This window comes from Bdellovibrio sp. SKB1291214 (genome assembly GCF_002209355.2).
Taxonomy (GTDB): domain Bacteria; phylum Bdellovibrionota; class Bdellovibrionia; order Bdellovibrionales; family Bdellovibrionaceae; genus Bdellovibrio.
This window is the reverse complement of record NZ_CP106855.1, coordinates 2,766,835-2,783,505: the sequence shown is the minus strand read 5'-3', so window position 1 is coordinate 2,783,505 and position 16,671 is coordinate 2,766,835. Positions and strand designations below refer to the sequence as shown.

Below are 16,671 nucleotides of genomic sequence, written 5' to 3'. Positions count from 1 at the left end.
TCTACGCCTCAGCTTCGGTCTTAGGATCAGTATCAATAATATTTTCTTCAGATGTCGCAACCATTTCGGCAGCGACTACGGCCACCGCTTCCGCGGGTTCGAATGTCGCTACTTCAAGTTGTTCTTCAAGTTGTTCTTGAGCTTCTGTTTCAATAAAAGATTCAGAGATTGTTTCCGCAACTGTCTCAAACGGTGATTCTAACGCTTCGGTTTGAAGTTCAACTTCCGCGACAGCTTCCTCATTCATTGCAACAACTGCTTCTGACTCTGCGGTCATTTCTTCAACTGCTGTCTCAACTGTTTCAGCGAACAATTCACCCTCAGCCGCTAGGATTTCTTCATCAGATGCTAATTCTACGGTGCCTTCTTCTTTTTCCAAGAAGTCCAGCTCAGCATCCATACCGGCGATTTCTGCTGTCAGATCAGACATGCCAGCTGTGAAATCCATTGGTGTTTCACCGAAACTCATTTGTGCAGATTGCTCAGCAGGAGCCTCGTCTGCACTCTCATCTAATAGATCTTCGGTTGGATCTGCTTTTTTAGCGTCGGCCATCATCTGCTCAGCGATTCTGTCAGCACCCATAGAGTCATACTCTTCCACGCGTGACAAAACGTCTGTTTCGATAGGCTTCTTAGTATCCACCCAGATATCTGCATAAACTTCAGACTGGTAAAGACCCACAAAGCCCATTTTACCAAGTTCAAGCAAAGACAAGAACGTAATCAAAGCTTGGCGCGCACGATCTTCAGTCGCTGTTACCAGCTCCATCATCGTGACTTTACGGCCCACGATAAGATAGTCTTTCAATTCCAACACGCGGCTAGAAATAGATTGAGCTTTCGCTTTAACCTCATGGACTTTCTTTTTAATAGAGCGCAAAACTTTGCGATAAGAAGAAATCAAAGAAAACAAAGCGTTGTCTTCAAGAATGATTTCGTCTTCTTTTTCATCCAAACGCTCGCGAGTTCCACGCAACCAAACGTCACGGCCCACAAGTGGACGATCATAAAGAAGCTTCGCAGCCTCTTGATATTTTTGATATTCGAGAAGTTTTTGAACAAGTTCTTTACGCGGATCTTCCACCTCTACGACTTCCCCATTTTCGTCGTATTGAGGCAAAAGCATGCGTGATTTGATCTGGATCAAAGTAGATGCCATCGCGATGAACTCGCCGGCCACTTCCAAATCCAATTCTTTCATCAAGCGGATATAATCCAAGTATTGCTTTGTGATCTCATGGATTTTGATATCCATGATGTCCATCTCCTCCTTACGGATTAGATAAAGCAATAAGCCCAGTGGTCCTTCAAACTTGGGCAATTGAACTGTAATACTCATGAAGCCGTTCCCCTCTAAAACGTCCTGAATGATTGAAATTTCTTGTTATGAAATTCCGAAACCAGCCAGAGCCAACGTAAGTAAATTCTGTGCACTCCAAAAAACAGGGATTGCCAAAATTCGCAACGCCCCCGTTAGAACCAACCCCATCAAAATCATGCTGGTGATTTGTTCGTTCTGTTCTAGTTTGTAATTCAATTGGGCTGGCAAAAATCTTGCGAGCACTTTACCGCCATCTAATGGATGAAGCGGGATCATATTGAAAAACGCCAGGAACAAATTTGTCATCAAAAATGCTTTTAAAATTTCAAACACCGGTTTGAAGTAAATGCCCGCAGCGTAGAACTTCGCTAAGAATCCAATAAGAAACGCTGCGATAATAGCTAACAAGATGTTTGAAAGGGGACCCGCAAGTGCGATCCAAAACATATCGACCCGGGGATTTTTAAGATTTCGAGAATTCACGGGAACTGGTTTTGCCCAACCAAAGAAAATCGGGGTCGCCAATACAATGGACACCAATGGCAAAATGAATGTACCTATCATATCCATATGAACCAAGGGGTTCATTGATAGACGACCCATTTGTTCTGCTGTGTTATCTCCGCGAAGACGCGCAACCCAACCATGCGCGAACTCGTGAAAGCACAATGCAAAAAGAAATGGGATAAAATAAATGCCAATCTTGGCGCCGATTTCTGCAATATCCATATATATCTACCTTCATAGGATTAGACGGCAAACCTAGACCCTTGTCTAGTGTGAGACGTCATTTGCACATAATAAGTGCAACCATCATAACACACGTCGTTAAGAGAAAAGCTCCGTTCCGCCCTGCCTCTTGAATAAAAATCATGATCTGGATATGGTCTTCGGACTTGTTAAATAACGAATGAGGGAGAAACCATGTCTGACGTAACTAACGCACGTCCAGCTCTGACAACACTATCTGAAGACGAAACAGCTTTCCGCGATGCTGTGAGAGCCTTCGCAGAATCTGAAATCAAACCCCATGTGACACACATGGACGAAAAAGCTGAGATGAACAAAGACATCCTTAAAAAGCTTTTCGAAATGGGCTTGATGGGTATCGAGACTCCAGAAAAATACGGCGGCGCAGGTTCCACTTTCACAATGGCTTGCTTGGCTGTTGAAGAAATCGGTCGCGTAGACGGTTCAGTTTCTGTTCTTGTAGACGTACAAAATACTCTGACTACAAATGCATTCCTTAAATGGGGTACTGAAGCGCAAAAAGAAAAATACCTAGGCGCCATGGCTTCAAAATGGGTGGGCGCTTACGCATTGTCTGAATCTTCTTCTGGTTCTGATGCATTCGCATTAAAACTTAAAGCAGAAGATAAAGGTGATAAGTGGGTTTTGAACGGTTCAAAACTATGGATCACAAACGGTAACGAAGCTGACGTATTCATCTGCTTTGCGAACATCGACACTGCTAAAGGCTACAAAGGCATCACAGCGTTCATCGTAGAGAAATCTTTCAAAGGCTTCAAAGTTGGTAAAAAAGAAGACAAGCTCGGCATCCGCGCTTCTTCGACTTGCGAATTGTTGTTTGAAAACTGCGAAGTACCAAAAGAGAACGTCCTTGGCGAAGTTGGCAAAGGCTACAAAATTGCTATCGAAACATTGAATGAAGGTCGTATTGGTATCGGTGCCCAAATGATCGGTATCGCTCAAGGCGCATACGAAGCTGCTTTGAATTATGTTAAAGGTCGTGAGCAATTCGGCAAACCTATCGCTCATTTCCAAGGCGTTCAATTCCAATTGGCAGAAATGCGCACAGAATTGGAAGCCGCTCGTTTGATGGTTTACAATGCCGCTCGTTTGAAAGATGCAGGCCTTGATTTCATCGAGTCAGCAGCCATGGCAAAACTATACTCTTCACGTGCAGCTGAAAAGATCACTTCTAAGGCGATCGATTTGTTTGGCGGTAACGGATTCACTAAAGAATACCCAGTTGAAAAGTTCTGGAGAGATGCAAAAATCGGTCAAATCTATGAAGGTACGACGAATATGCAACTTCAAACGATCGCTAAAATGGAATTGGACAAATAGTCCGGCGAGACGCAAAATGGTCGGATGAAACGCATTCTTCCGGCACTTTTAATTCTTGTTTCTGTTTCTATTTATAAAGACGCCAAAGGTGCTGATTCAAAGTCAGCACCTTTTGTTTTTAGACTGCATCTGGCTGGTGAGCCCAATCAAATGGACCCCAATCGCCAGAAGTCCTCTGCCTCCAGCTATTTGTTAGCAAATCTTTTCCGTAATATTTATATCTATGACAACGAGAAGGGACTGGTACCAGATCTTGGCTCCTGCTCTCGCGAAAAATCTCATGCTTTGGTCTGTAAGCTCAAGAAAGACCTTCAATGGAGTGATGGCTCCCCGCTCACATCCGCAGATTTTTTACGTACTTATAGAAGAATGCTAAATCCAAAAGTTGCAGCCCCCCGCGCTGATTTATTGTTTAAGATCAAAAATGCAGAAGACATATACAAAGGACTTAAAGAGATCGACACTCTGGGTGTCATCGCACCCGATCCACTCACTTTGCGATTTGAGTTTCAAGGCAATGCTCCGGACTTTGAATTTAATTTAGCAAGCTTCCTGATAGCTCCCAGTAAAGAGGACGTAAAAGTTTACTCAGGTCCCTATAAAATTAAGGAGTGGTCGCAAGGTCAAAAAATCGTGCTTGAACCAAACTTTAAATATCAAGGGGGTCACCCACAAAGACCCCTCGTCGAATTCCTATTTATCGAAGAAGACACTGTGGCTTTGCAGCTTTATGAAAAAGGACAATTGCACCTGCTGCGCAGATTACCAACCCTGTTCATTCCAAAATTCAAATCCCGTTCAGACTTTCATTGGATTTCTGTTTTACGCTTTGATTATTTGGGATTTGGACCGGAGCTGCAGAAAAACGAGGACTCTCGTAAAGCTTTGACTTACTCCCTTAACTACCCAGAACTTCAAAAGCTTTTTTCTTCCAAAGGCAGACCTGGCTGTGCTGGACTTCCCGATTCGTGGTTTCCAGAAAAAGCTCCTTGTTTCGATTATGATTTAAAAAAGGTGAAGAAAATAAAAAGCGATAAAACATTCACGTTGATGTTTTCATCATTAGGCGGTGAAGACCACAAGCGTGCTACAGAGTGGATGCAAGCTCAATGGCAGAAAAATGCCAGCCTTCGTCTTCATTTAGAAATGAAGGAAAACAAAGTCTTCCTCAATGAGCTTCAAACCAGTCCTCCGGCAATTTTTCGCAAAGGTATTGCTCCTGATCGCCCCACTTGCTTAGCAGCACTTGAAACATTTGGCAGTCACTCTCCTGAAAATTACATCGATCTAAGAAGCCCTGAGTTCGATAAGATCCTTGAGCAATTGGGAAGTGCCACAAAAACCAGCGAACAAAAAAAATTATGTCTCACAGGCGTAAAGTTTTTAATGGATCGGAACTTGATCATCCCACTGGGAGCCTTTGACTTTGCAATGCTGATCAAGCCCGAGTTTGTTGGGTGGAAATTCAATCAAATGAATCAGCTGGACTTGTCGCAGTTACATCCAAGACCTTAATATGTATCCATATGACATTGTTACCTCAATCAGTTGATATTCTGAAAGATCAGGTCGTTTTTAATGAGGGCGACGCAGGCGACTGCGCTTACATCATCGAAAAAGGTCGTGTACTTGTTTACCTTTCCAAAGATCAAGATGAAATTCCGATTTCTATTTTGGGCGAAGGAGAAATTTTCGGCGAGATGTCACTGATCGACAACCAAGATCGCTCCGCTTCCGTTAGAGCCCTTGAAGATGTCCGTTTAAGTATCGTTACTAAACAGCAGCTTTTAGAGCGTATTTCAATGGCCGACACTGTCGTGCAATTGCTCATGCGTGTTTTATTAAAAAGACTTCGTCGTAACACCACTGCCAATTTAAACAGCGGACTAAAAATTGCCGACATGCAGATTGAAAGCATGATGGGAAGCGATGAAGGCGCTGCTGATGCACTTCAACAGATCAAATTGGAAAACGAAATATTCCAAGCCTTTCAAAACAAAGAATTTGAATTGTTCTTTCAACCCATCGTTGAACTTAAAACTCGAAAAATAAAAGGCTGTGAAGCTTTGCTTCGCTGGAAAAGTCCCACTCGCGGCTTAATCGCCCCGAATGTTTTTATCGATGTGATCGAAAACTCTTCCATGGTGATCCCTATCGGCCACTGGATTATCAATGCGGCTTTGAAAGAACTTAAAATTATCCAAGAGCATCTGAAGGCTAAGGGTAAAATCAAAGAAGCTGATGAGTTCATGATGAGTATCAATATCTCGGGACGTCAGTTTACTCACTCAGACTTTCTTGAGAACTTGGAAGATCTTCGTGAAAAACAAGGATTGGATGCTAAGAACATCAAACTGGAAGTGACAGAGCGTGTGATGATGGATGGGGTTCTGGCCCTGGAAACTCTTCATAAATGCCGTCAACATGGCTACGCGATTTCTATCGATGATTTCGGTACGGGATTTTCAAGCTTGCAGTATTTAACTCAAATGCCGATCACCTATCTTAAAATCGATCGATCCTTCGTGATGAAAGTTTTAAGTGATCCAAAATCTAAAGCCGTCGTCAGTGGTATTATTTATTTGGCTCGTGAATTGTCTTTTGAAATTATCGCAGAAGGTATCGAACACCAAGACGAAGCCCTGGTTATTGAAACTTTGGGTGCGCAGTATGGCCAAGGGTATTTGTTTTCCAAACCAGTGGATCACTTTGCGTTTATGCAACTCATTTAGCTTTACACCCTCCGGCAGTGCCGGAGTAGCGCGCTGATGCATTATGCTTCTTTAACGAAATACGGATCGACAACTGTTTACAGAATGAGGAATTCTTTGAAGCTCCTCATCAATGATCTTATCTATTTTAAATGGCGAATAGCCTTTTTGGCTTTCGACGGCTTTTTTAAGCAAATACACCGAAGATCCTAATAGATACATTTGAAACGCTTTCTCGGCAACGGGCGACCATATTTCAGGACGACCTTTCGGAACGGTTGTTGTTTCACGGATTTTCTGCAAGTTTTCTAAGTCAAAGATCCATCCACTATCTTGTAACTTTAAAAGATCAGTTGATAGCCCCATCTTTTTTCTTAATTCAAAGTCAATTCTTGCGCCATCCAGATCTCGATAAAAAACTCGTCCGGTGAACTGACCTTTGGAATCAAGTTCTAACAAAGTATTTTGTTGATGAGCCTCGATCACGACACCTTCTGATACGGCGAAAGCGTAGCTCTTTGTCAGAGCGGGTATCAGGGATTTTTCAACAATCTCTAAGGAAGACTTCCCTTGAGATTTTGCATCTTGCTCTAACAGTGATTCGCCTTGGTTTTTAGCGACATAGGACAACAGGGGTACCAACGTGTTTTGTCCGTTTTTAATATCTTGGGGGATTTTTCTAATTAAAAAGCCAAAGGGACTGTTGGGTGTTTTATCGAAAACACCTAAAGGCTCTTGTAAAAAACCAAAAGAGTGCTCTTTTTGAAGTGCCTCTGGAATTTTTGATAATTCAGAACTGACGGCGGTTGCTCGTTGCATTTGCAGAGGGTATACGGTTCGGATCGCGCCGTTGATTTTATCTGACAACGAAACTTTCACCAGCAGATCGCTCACAAAAAACGTTCGTGGGGAAGTAGTTGGCTTTGCTTCAACCTTAGTAAGCTTTCCGTGGGAAATGAGCTCATTGAAAAGATGCAAGGATGATGGGTGAATGAAAAATTTAATTTTGCCATCAGCAGATCTAAGCTCATTGGGAACTCCCTCCAAACCGGGAGCATGAATAAAATCCACAAATCGAGGTTCAACTTCCACCATATAAAGTGTCTTAGTTTGATACGCCTTTAATTCCTGAATATTAGGAAGCTTATGATAGAGTTGTTCGTTTGACTGTAAGTCATTGCGCTCGACTTCCCATTTTTGCCAACGTTCTAGGTCAGCAAATGCAGGCAATGCCATTAAGATAGAGATGATGAGCGAAAACCACTTCATACTTTATGACTTAGCAAAATATTCGCCAGCTGTTTCTCATCGTATTTCAGCGTCTCATTCTGAGATCACGTAATACCATGGTCCAGAAATTAGAACTTTCTTCTAGGTCGACTCAAGTCGATAAGACCAACGCCGATAAGCACTATGTCTTAAGACATTTAACCAGCTTAAGATTTACAACGGGGGTCACTCAGATGGCTGACAAAAAGTTTGAAAAACAAATTCCAAATAACGTAGTATCTCTTGCTGCTGAAAAATGCTGCGGCGAAGGCTGCAAAAAGAAAGCTGAAAAAGCTAGCTTCTGCGCTGAACACTTCATGTGGTTCAAAGAAGGTTTGATTACTAAAGAAGGCGCGAAAGCTGCAGACTTCGATAAGAAGTACTACCAGTTCGTAGCTCGTAAAGCCGCTTAATTTATTTTTTAAACTCCGATCTCCGTCGGAGTATATTGAACTCGTTACTATTTCGAATTCCAAATCCGTTAAAGCCAGGACTCCCATCCTGGCTTTTTTTTATTTCTCAATTTGATACAAATCTGGTGGCCCTGCCCTTGCTCTTTCAAAATCCCATGAATTGGAAATTGGGCGCAAATCATTTAACGGCGGCTTTGGGGTTATTCCTATGTCTAACATATGGTCAACTCTCTGCCGTAAATGCGCAGCCCCCGGTTTGCGCACATGTGTTCTCCGGAACACCCTGGGGTTCACTTCGCTCCGACTTCAAACACAACACACACTACACCAAAGAAATTCCGCAAGAGGTGGAAGTAAAGAACCAATGCAATCTTGGTACATGCCATTTGCACTCCTGGCTTGCCTCTATTGAAAAGACCTACACTCGTCGCACGGGTGATGTCATGCCTCTGTCAAACCATTATCTCAGCGCCAAGCAATTGTTAACTCGCTCATTGATGCAAATGAATGATAATAGCCCTGACTCTGTAAATCGGGCTGATATTGATTTGGGAGCGGGCCCCTTCAATTCTCGCGACAGCATTTTGGAATTCGGCGTGATCCCCGAAAGCGTTTGGACCCCTAAGACAGAGTTTTATAAAAATCCGACGGCGCAAAAGATGAAAGAGTATTTTGAAAATATCATCGCACGCACCAAATCTTATGTAGCAAAGGCGCAGAGTCCGGAGGAAAAACAAAAAGCCCTAGCGCACGGCGAGGAACAACTTAGATCCTTGTTCAATGATTTCGTCGGTGAACTGCCTTCGAAATTTAATTGGAAAGGTCAACAATGGACTCCACAAGAATTTGCAAAGGAATATTTCTCGTTCTTTGAAGGTCCGCAAAAACAAATGATTGTTCTGGCAAATCGCAAAGGAATGCCATATGCAGAACAAGTCAAGTCAGACACGAAGGTTTACACCGACTTAAACACGGTGGAAGCGACCGCAGCCCTACTGATTGATCGCGGGCAAATGGTTTACTTAGCTTATGAGCATCATGCGGAGTATGTCGACAAACCATCGGGCATTTTATCCATCCGTGCATTCTATACGCCCTCCTATGCAAAACCTTTAACGCGTACTTTGCGGGAGCAATTTGACAAAAACGATGGCGGTCATGCCGTGCAGATCGTTGGATATGAGCGTGACCCACAAACAGGTAAGATCTTAAAATGGAAAATTAAAAACAGTTGGGGTACAGCCTCAGGTGACGATGGCTATTACCACATGTATGACGATTACTTTAGAGCGTTTGCTAAGAGTATTGCCTACTCAGAGTACAATCCTGGAGTGAGTCTAAAAATGTCCGTAAAAGGCCACTAAGATAGCTGTCCCGAAAATGAAGTATTTTAAACCGATAGTAGCAGCTTCGCGCAATGACATGACTTCCTATCGGACAGGACCTTTGTTAGCATGAGTCCAAAATTGAGTCAGAGGTGATTTTATGAAAAAAGCGGTCGTTATCACAGGTGCATCCTCAGGGATTGGAGCTGCGACAGCTATTCAGTTTGGCAGAAACGGCTACTTCGTTTACCTTATGGGCCGCAATAAGGATCGCTTGGCAGAGGTCGCCGTCCAATGTCGCGCAGGCGCTTCATTGATGAGTTGCGATCTAACCGACGTCCCTGCCCTTAACAAACGCATCGGCGAAATCACGTCCACAACAATTCATAAAGTTGAAGTCTTGGTCAACAACGCTGGAATCTTTGATGTACACTCCACCGAAGAAGGCTCGGATGAACTGTGGCAAAAAGAATTTGAAGTTAACTTAATGAGTGCCGTTCGCTTGACTCGCGCCTTTTTCCCGTACTTTAAACAACATGGCGGCGGTTCGATCATCAACGTTTCGTCATCGTTGGGACTGAAACCCACAGCGGCAACATCCGCTTATTCCGCGATGAAGGCTGCGATGATTAACATGACTCAAAGCAATTCCCTTGAAGGCGGTGCTTTTAATATTCGTGTGAACTGTGTAGCACCAGGTATTGTGGATACTCCTATCCACTCTTTCCATGCTTTAGAAGAATCAAAACGCCAAGAAGCGATCGCTACGATGAATCCTATGCAGCCGCTGGGTCGCATTGGGACGGCAGAAGAAATTGCGAAAGCAATTTACTTCCTTGGCAGCCCCGAGTCCAGCTGGACAACAGGAGCTACCTTAGCAATTGACGGGGGAATTACGAACGCATGATTTTAACTTTAAAAAGCGGCTTTTCCAGCGCGCATCTTTATCATCAGCCTTTATGGAGTTCAGAGGAAAACCTCAAGAACTTCGGCAGATGTTTTACGGAACACGGTCATGGGCATAATTACACACTTGAAGTAGGTTTTCATCTGACCGAAGGCGAGCTTCAAGTAAAGCTTGAAGAGTATAAAGCGCTTTTAAAAAGTTTGACGGCAGTTTTAGATCACGAGCACTTAAACTTTGTGATCCCGGAGTTTAAAACTAAGATTCCCACCACTGAAAATATCGCTTTGTATTTTCAGGAAAAATTAAAAGAGCATGTGCCTGCGAATAAAATCGCCCACATCAAATTGTATGAAACTAGTGACCTTTGGACGGAGATTCAGCCATGAGTGAAGAAAAAGAAAAAGTACGCCTGTCGAAATTAATGGCTGAAAGAGGCATTTGCTCTCGCCGTGAGGCTGATGATTACATCTCTCGTGGATTGGTGATGGTGAATGGTCAAAAAATCGATCAATTGGGAACGAAAGTAGATCCTGATGTAAAGATCACCTTGGAAGCGGAAGCCTTAAAGCAGCAAAAACGTCTGGCGACAATTCTTTTGAATAAGCCAGTGGGATACGTATCTGCGCAACCAGAGCCTCAATACACCCCTGCTATTCGTTTAATCACACCAGAGAACCAATTCGGTGAATCCAAGCAGCGCTTAAAACCAGAACACCTGAAAGGGATCGCAGTCGCAGGACGCCTGGATATCGATTCTCAAGGGTTGTTATTGTTCACACAGGATGGTCGAATCGCTAAAAAGATCATCAACGAAGAAACGAAGCTCGAGAAAGAATATATCGTTCGTGTTCAAGGTCACTTGCCTGACGATAAATTAAAGCTCCTACGCCATGGTTTGACTTTAGACGGTAAGGAGCTGAAGCCTGCCGGTGTTGAATGGATCAATGACGATCAATTACGTTTCGTCCTTAAAGAAGGAAAGAAACGCCAAATCCGTCGCATGTGTGAGGCTGTGGGCCTAAAGGTCACGGGCCTTAAACGCGTGCGCATCGGAAACATCCGCCTAGGAAAACTCCCCGAAGGCAAATGGCGTTTCCTAGAGGATGATGAGTCCCTTGATTAGAAGTCACGGATTACAGATTTTAGGGTGCCTATAAAGGGCATCCTAGACAGTGAAGATACAGCCAATTCCAACTTATTCCCCGCAGGATCAGCATCGAGTTTGCAACAACGTAAGCGGTGGAACAACTATCGGGTATAAGTGGATTATGAAGACAGGTCATTACTTCTCTAAAATTATAGCACTTGCTCTGGGCCTTGGCCTTTTCGCTTCGCAACCCGTGATGGCGAAAACGTTTTGTAGCATGACCTTAAACTCCAGTGACGAACTAAACACTTTCGCAGCGAACTTAACCAGTCAGGGTTTTAACTTTATCGAACTTGTTCCTCAAAACAAGGACCCCCGTTGGTTCCAACAGGCTTGTAAAAGTGGCATTCAATGTGATGTGCTTCTGATCTCTGGTCACTTTGGCGGTTTGTTCTTTGGCGAAGGCACTTCGCAAACGATCGACATGGCTCAAATGGAAAAAGCGAGCTGTGATAACTCTTGCCCAGGCATTTTGAAAAATCCTAAAGAAGTCTTCCTGATGGGTTGCAATACCCTAGCCTCCCAAAGCCCTGATCACCGCACGATTGAACAGTATACGAATGTTTTATTGAACGACGGTATTCCTTTAGACCTTGCGGAGCAGGTTGTGGCGTCTCGCTATTCACAACAAGGCTTCAGCCTTGAAAAACGCTTTGCCTCTATCTTCCCTAATACCCCAAAAATTTACGGATTCTTCAGTACAGGCCCCCTAGGTAAATATGCAGCTCCTATTTTGAATCGTTATCTAAAAAGCGTTGGGAATTACAACACTCACTTAGAAGGTTTGTCGGACGCTCCAAATACTAAAATCAAAGCGGCCTTCACAGGGCAGTCTTTCCGCGAAACAAATCCAGCGAAAACAGTTCCGGCTGATGCTCGCGGCTTGTACTGCGCGCTTCGCTCCAATGACAAAAACACTCAAATTCAGGCCGTGAAACAAATCGCTCAAGAAAACAAAGTCGTCTCGTACTTTGATTCCTTGGCAAGTCAGCTATCATTTGGCGACAACATCGCTGGGCAAATCGATAAAACCACAAAAGATATTATCACTCAGTCTTTGAATAAGATTAAAAACAAGAATAGCCAGCTAGTTACAATTCAACATGATGTGATGCGAGTGAGTTCAAGTTTGGGAATAATCGATTCATTTTCTCGCGATATGCAAGTTCGTATGTTGTTGGACCAAGCCTATGATCAGAACATGACTTACGCAAAGATTCGTCAGATCTGCGGTATTATCCGTGAAGAACCAGGCTTTCAAAACATGACATTCATGCGCTTGCAGGATCTTACAAAACGATCTCCGTACTTTATGTTATCCTTGAGCTGTTATGATAAAATCAATAACGATATGAGAGATTTTTTGCTTAGCAAAATCGCGATGCCAGACAAAGAGCACGAAAGAACCATCGCATTGTATATAATGAGAAAATTCTGGAACCAAGAAGATATGAAGTTCTTGGAAGTAACAATCAGAACAGCAGATCCACTTTTAAGAGCTCGCATCTTCATCAGTGCCCGCAATATCTTAAGCCAGTACAAATTCTCGCTTTTAAATGCTCCAGGACTGCCAGCCTGCGTGTTTAATGCAGAATCCAGAAGCGAATACAGTCTTGGCAAAGAATGGGGCTGCTTGACTGATAATAAAATGGACCTGTCTCCGGACGTCTGTGACTACTTCGCAAATCGCAATCCTGATCCGGAAAACGCCGATGACATGCGCTGGTACTGTTGGAGCAACAACAAGCAACGCTTGTTAAACTCTCGCCCTGAATGTTACTTATCAGCAGAGACTTTTAAAATTCGCGGCAATCAGATGAAGAACATCTGGAATTGCACAAATCGTGATATGTACGGCTACTAATAATTCATTACCTGAGTAACGGAGATCGAAATGATTTTTCCGTTAGACAGTCGAGTGTGGATTACGGAATTGATCTGAAAGTCCACACCCTTGATCTTTTTCTTATCTTCGTAATAATAAAGAACCATCGTAGGCGTCTTTTTACTTGGTTCGCCGAGATGCTTAACGATGGCATCTTCTTTCATGCCGATCTTCAAGCCGGCCACTCGTTGCTTCATGAAAGCTTTATCCACCTTCGTGCAATGTTTTTTATAGGTGTATTTGACCGTGTTCTTATGAAGGCTGACGGTCAAAAGGGTATTTTCCGTTCCACCCATCTCACCCGAAGTGTACTCGAGGATGGCATTATCGCTACCAATCAAACAAACCAGGTAAAGAGCGTCATCACCCTCGCCGGTTTCGTAAACTTTGGCTTTATACTTTTTTGCGACTTCGTCGACAGATGATTCTTGGATCTTGAAACCACGAACTTCAAGCTGGTCTTTTTTAAGGGTGCCTTTTTTAACGACGACGTCGCCTAAGAACATTTTATCGTCAACCTCAAGCGAAGCACGTTCTTGTTCTTTCGCGCTGGCCGCGAATGAAAACAAGATAACGATGTATATCGCAAGCGATGACAGCCTCATGATTTCTCCAATAACAAAATGTTACCTGTCTCTTGATGAAACAACCATCATTAAATGCTAATATGTTTTTTATTGAGGCAGATAATACTTCAGATCTTCTTCGTTAACATACTTCTTATACAGACGCGCCAACGTTCCATCAGCGCGAATCTCTAGGATGGCTTTACGGATTTTTTCACGTTCTGCGTCCGTTAACCGCTTTTTAGAGAGATAAAATCCCCCACTGTAGACCTTGCCACTTTTGTCGGGAATGGAGCGGAAATCATCCATTTTACTTTGCCGAGTTATAAAGTAATTGGTAAACGCGGGCGAACTAAAAGTCGCTTGAATTCGTCCCTCCAAAAGGGCTTTAAATACTCCAGTAGGTCCAGGGAAGTCACGCAGACGGTGCGCTGTTATCAACTCAACCTGTTCAGATTCTTGAATAAATAATCGTCCACCCAAAACATTCCCGACAGTGATTTTTGGATTCTTTAGAACTTCTGGGATCGTATCTTTGGAACTAGAAAACTTTCTGCTTACAACCATCATTCGCGGAAAACTAAACATCTCCACAAATTCAGCGACCTTATCCATTTCAGGATCCTGGGAAGTCAGGGCATAGATATCTGATTTATTTCTAATAAAGTTTTCTCGCAAAGTCAGATAGGACGTCACTTGCTCTGTCGACTTACAGCCCAAACGACGAACGACTTCCATCAAGAGCTCGTAAGCAGTGCCATTTTTTTTATTGTTGCCATCAACAAAGAATCCAGGTGGATCGTCTTGAAAGGCGACCACATAACGTTTCTCACAACTTGTATCACTGGGTAACAGCGAGTCCTGCGCTTGTACGCTTGGAACCGTAAAGATCACTAACAAAGCTTGAATCAGAAACATGTTGGTAGCGTATCCAACGGTGGACAAGGAAGTCAAAGAACAGTCGATTCCGAGTCCAGCCGAAAGTGTTTCCTCACGAAAGGATTGTTGTTACTTTTGAGATATAGACGAAAGAGGATTGATAAAATCTAAGCGAAGGTTTTCATAATACTGGATTTCTTCATCAGTAAATCCAGCTTTACCACGCAAGATGCGATTGATGGGTTCGACACGTTTTGGGAGGCGATAACGAAGATCGTCCATACGTTTTGGGAAATCCAGTGTGTGATCAATTTTTTCCTGACGGCATATTTCGCGATACCAACGAGAACCAAAATCGACGTGACCAATTTCCTCAAAGTTAATCTGCTTCACAATCTTTTGAATTGTTTCTTTTCCAGAAGTGCCCTCTAAGCGACGAATCAAGGTGTCACCAGCATCAAGACCACTGCCTTCCAAATAACGATGCACGATCAAGATCCGATCCAACAAGGTATCTTCAGGAGCCACGGCATACCAAAGCGCTGCGTGCACAGGCCAGTCACCCCACTTAAAACCCAGCTTTTCGATCCCCTCAAGACACATGCGTAGATGTTGAGCTTCGGACACCGTCACTGCGACCAATTCCTCTTTGAAGCCCTCAGGAGCATCCGGGAACTCAGATAAAGTTCTGACCCCTAACTCCATGGCCTGAAGTTCGATACTAGCCAAATCATGTAGCATGCGCGCTTGGCCTTCGATGGTAGAAAAACCTTTTTTAGGTGGATGATATTTTGGATGCAGCAAGTCAATATCGCGATTCGGATCCTTGGGAGCCAAATAAGGAGTCTTTAACTTGAAGGCTTCCTCACAAGACTGCTCAATCTGATCAATTTTGGTCCAAACATCGGCGATTTCAAAGGTCAACATAGGAAGCGTTTTACATGCAGCTCCTCCACTTGCCAAATACTTCGTGATTTGGTGAAATTCCGTTATGGGAAAATCATGGAAAAACGCAGGTAAAGTAGAGAAAGCCCAACAAAAGGGTCAAATATTCACAAAGCTCGCGCGCGAGATTCAAGTCGCGGCGAAAGTGGGAGGCCCTGATCCGGCAGCAAACGCACGTCTTCGTATGGCGATTGAAGCCGCTAAAAAAGAATCATGCCCGAACGATACGATTGATCGCGCGATCAAAAAGGGTGCAGGACTTCTTGATGACGGTAAAGTGATCGAAGAGTTGATGTACGAAGGTTACGGCCCCCACGGTGTTGGCGTCATCGTCGAATGCCAAACAGACAACAAACACAGAACAGCTCCAGATATGCGCCATGCTTTCAAATCTCATGAAGGCAATATGGGTGAAACAGGCTCCGTTGCTTGGATGTTTGATCACGTAGGTTTGTTAGAAGGTACTAAACCCGGAACATTCGATCCAGACGAAGAAGCCATCGAAGCAGGTGCCAACGAAGTTTCAAAAAATGATGATGGCTCTTACGAGTTCTTCACAGGTTCCACAGATCTAGATGCGGTTCGTGATGCATTGACAAAACGTGGCTGGAAAGTGACGAAGGCCGAGCTTTCATACAAAGCGAAAAACATCACGGAACTTTCTGATGAGCAAAGAAAAGACGTTGAAAAATTTTTGAACTACCTAGATGATATGGATGACACTCATAGAGTGCATGCAACTATCTAGTTGTTTTTACACGACCGAAACCACCAAACCGGAAGAGCGATCTTCCGGTTTTTTATTATGGGATACTTCGTCACACGAAGTGCGATTAATTCGGTAGCATTAAATCAACAAAGATTTCCAGGAGGAATCATGAAATCTCTAGTTATGGCTCTTGTACTTATGGGTTCTGTTTCTGCATTCGCGAACGATGGTCACGGTGGCAAAGATCATCCTTGTGCAAAAGTAAAAGCGGCTTGCGAAGCTGCGGGCTTTAAACAAGGAGCTCACAAAGATAAAAAAGGTCTTTGGAAAGACTGTGTTGATCCAGTGATGGAAGGCAAATCAGTTGCTGGCGTAACTGTTGCTACTTCTGATATCGAAGCTTGCAAAATGAAAAAAGAAGAAAAGAAAAAATAGCTTCTTTCCGAACGAGAAAAGAAAAAAGGCAGGATCACATCTCCTGCCTTTTTTTATTTGTAGCGACT

Annotated in this window: 17 protein-coding genes; 11 read left to right on the top strand and 6 right to left on the bottom strand. The window is 43.5% G+C overall.

Annotation, left to right across the window (positions count from 1 at the left end):
• Position 1 precedes the first annotated feature (1 nt).
• Complete coding sequence (locus B9G69_RS13780; protein WP_088614602.1) at positions 2-1,339, bottom strand: segregation and condensation protein A; 1,338 nt, start codon at positions 1,337-1,339, stop codon at positions 2-4.
• Positions 1,340-1,384: 45 nt separating this feature from the next.
• Complete coding sequence (locus tag B9G69_RS13775) at positions 1,385-2,050, bottom strand: site-2 protease family protein (protein WP_088614601.1); 666 nt, start codon at positions 2,048-2,050, stop codon at positions 1,385-1,387.
• Between the two features lie 195 nt (positions 2,051-2,245).
• Here B9G69_RS13775 and B9G69_RS13770 point away from each other — a divergent pair, with 195 nt between their 5' ends.
• From B9G69_RS13770 to B9G69_RS13760, 3 genes are read left to right on the top strand one after another with little or no spacing between them, the layout of a single operon-like run.
• A complete protein-coding gene (locus tag B9G69_RS13770; RefSeq protein WP_088614600.1) occupies positions 2,246-3,412 on the top strand; it encodes an acyl-CoA dehydrogenase in 1,167 nt (388 codons plus the stop codon).
• 24 nt (positions 3,413-3,436) lie between these two features.
• A complete protein-coding gene (locus B9G69_RS13765) occupies positions 3,437-4,927 on the top strand; it encodes a peptide ABC transporter substrate-binding protein (protein ID WP_088614599.1) in 1,491 nt (496 codons plus the stop codon).
• Positions 4,928-4,938: 11 nt separating this feature from the next.
• Entirely contained in the window at positions 4,939-6,144 is a 1,206-nt protein-coding gene (locus B9G69_RS13760; RefSeq protein WP_088614598.1) for an EAL domain-containing protein, read from the top strand.
• A gap of 51 nt (positions 6,145-6,195) precedes the next feature.
• Here the strand turns inward: B9G69_RS13760 and B9G69_RS13755 are convergent, their stop codons facing one another.
• Positions 6,196-7,392: an IucA/IucC family protein gene (locus B9G69_RS13755; protein WP_088614597.1), complete on the bottom strand. Its 1,197-nt coding sequence runs from the start codon at positions 7,390-7,392 to the stop codon at positions 6,196-6,198.
• A gap of 77 nt (positions 7,393-7,469) precedes the next feature.
• Here B9G69_RS13755 and B9G69_RS13750 point away from each other — a divergent pair, with 77 nt between their 5' ends.
• The 6 genes from B9G69_RS13750 (at position 7,470) to B9G69_RS13725 (ending at position 13,048) form a co-directional block, all read left to right on the top strand.
• Entirely contained in the window at positions 7,470-7,805 is a 336-nt protein-coding gene (locus tag B9G69_RS13750) for a hypothetical protein (RefSeq protein WP_141096881.1), read from the top strand.
• Positions 7,806-7,960: 155 nt separating this feature from the next.
• Complete coding sequence (locus B9G69_RS13745) at positions 7,961-9,169, top strand: C1 family peptidase (RefSeq protein WP_254916776.1); 1,209 nt, start codon at positions 7,961-7,963, stop codon at positions 9,167-9,169.
• Between the two features lie 121 nt (positions 9,170-9,290).
• Positions 9,291-10,037: an SDR family NAD(P)-dependent oxidoreductase gene (locus B9G69_RS13740; protein ID WP_088614595.1), complete on the top strand. Its 747-nt coding sequence runs from the start codon at positions 9,291-9,293 to the stop codon at positions 10,035-10,037.
• A complete protein-coding gene (locus B9G69_RS13735) occupies positions 10,034-10,423 on the top strand; it encodes a 6-carboxytetrahydropterin synthase (RefSeq protein ID WP_088614594.1) in 390 nt (129 codons plus the stop codon). The genes B9G69_RS13740 and B9G69_RS13735 overlap by 4 nt, the downstream gene beginning before the upstream one ends.
• The gene (locus B9G69_RS13730) at positions 10,420-11,160 is read left to right on the top strand and encodes a pseudouridine synthase (protein ID WP_088614593.1); all 741 of its coding nucleotides are present in this window, start codon (positions 10,420-10,422) and stop codon (positions 11,158-11,160) included. The genes B9G69_RS13735 and B9G69_RS13730 overlap by 4 nt, the downstream gene beginning before the upstream one ends.
• A 49-nt stretch (positions 11,161-11,209) precedes the next feature.
• A complete protein-coding gene (locus B9G69_RS13725; protein ID WP_217897667.1) occupies positions 11,210-13,048 on the top strand; it encodes a hypothetical protein in 1,839 nt (612 codons plus the stop codon).
• Here B9G69_RS13725 and B9G69_RS13720 read toward each other — a convergent pair.
• The 3 genes from B9G69_RS13720 to B9G69_RS13710 all read right to left on the bottom strand — a co-directional run bounded on the left by B9G69_RS13720 (position 13,045) and on the right by B9G69_RS13710 (position 15,441).
• Positions 13,045-13,674 carry a hypothetical protein gene (locus tag B9G69_RS13720; RefSeq protein WP_088614591.1) on the bottom strand — a complete coding sequence of 210 codons (630 nt, stop codon included), beginning with the start codon at positions 13,672-13,674 and terminating at the stop codon, positions 13,045-13,047. The two genes, B9G69_RS13725 and B9G69_RS13720, sit on opposite strands and share 4 nt — an antisense overlap.
• Before the next feature lie 69 nt (positions 13,675-13,743).
• Positions 13,744-14,553 carry a substrate-binding periplasmic protein gene (locus B9G69_RS13715; RefSeq protein ID WP_265437791.1) on the bottom strand — a complete coding sequence of 270 codons (810 nt, stop codon included), beginning with the start codon at positions 14,551-14,553 and terminating at the stop codon, positions 13,744-13,746.
• A gap of 90 nt (positions 14,554-14,643) precedes the next feature.
• Positions 14,644-15,441 (bottom strand): DUF455 family protein, encoded by a 798-nt coding sequence (locus B9G69_RS13710; protein WP_088614589.1) that lies wholly within the window; start codon positions 15,439-15,441, stop codon positions 14,644-14,646.
• Positions 15,442-15,505: 64 nt separating this feature from the next.
• Here B9G69_RS13710 and B9G69_RS13705 point away from each other — a divergent pair, with 64 nt between their 5' ends.
• Together B9G69_RS13705 and B9G69_RS13700 are read left to right on the top strand one after the other, a co-directional pair.
• Positions 15,506-16,207 (top strand): YebC/PmpR family DNA-binding transcriptional regulator, encoded by a 702-nt coding sequence (locus B9G69_RS13705; RefSeq protein WP_088614588.1) that lies wholly within the window; start codon positions 15,506-15,508, stop codon positions 16,205-16,207.
• Between the two features lie 129 nt (positions 16,208-16,336).
• Complete coding sequence (locus B9G69_RS13700; RefSeq protein ID WP_088614587.1) at positions 16,337-16,603, top strand: hypothetical protein; 267 nt, start codon at positions 16,337-16,339, stop codon at positions 16,601-16,603.
• Positions 16,604-16,671 lie beyond the last annotated feature (68 nt).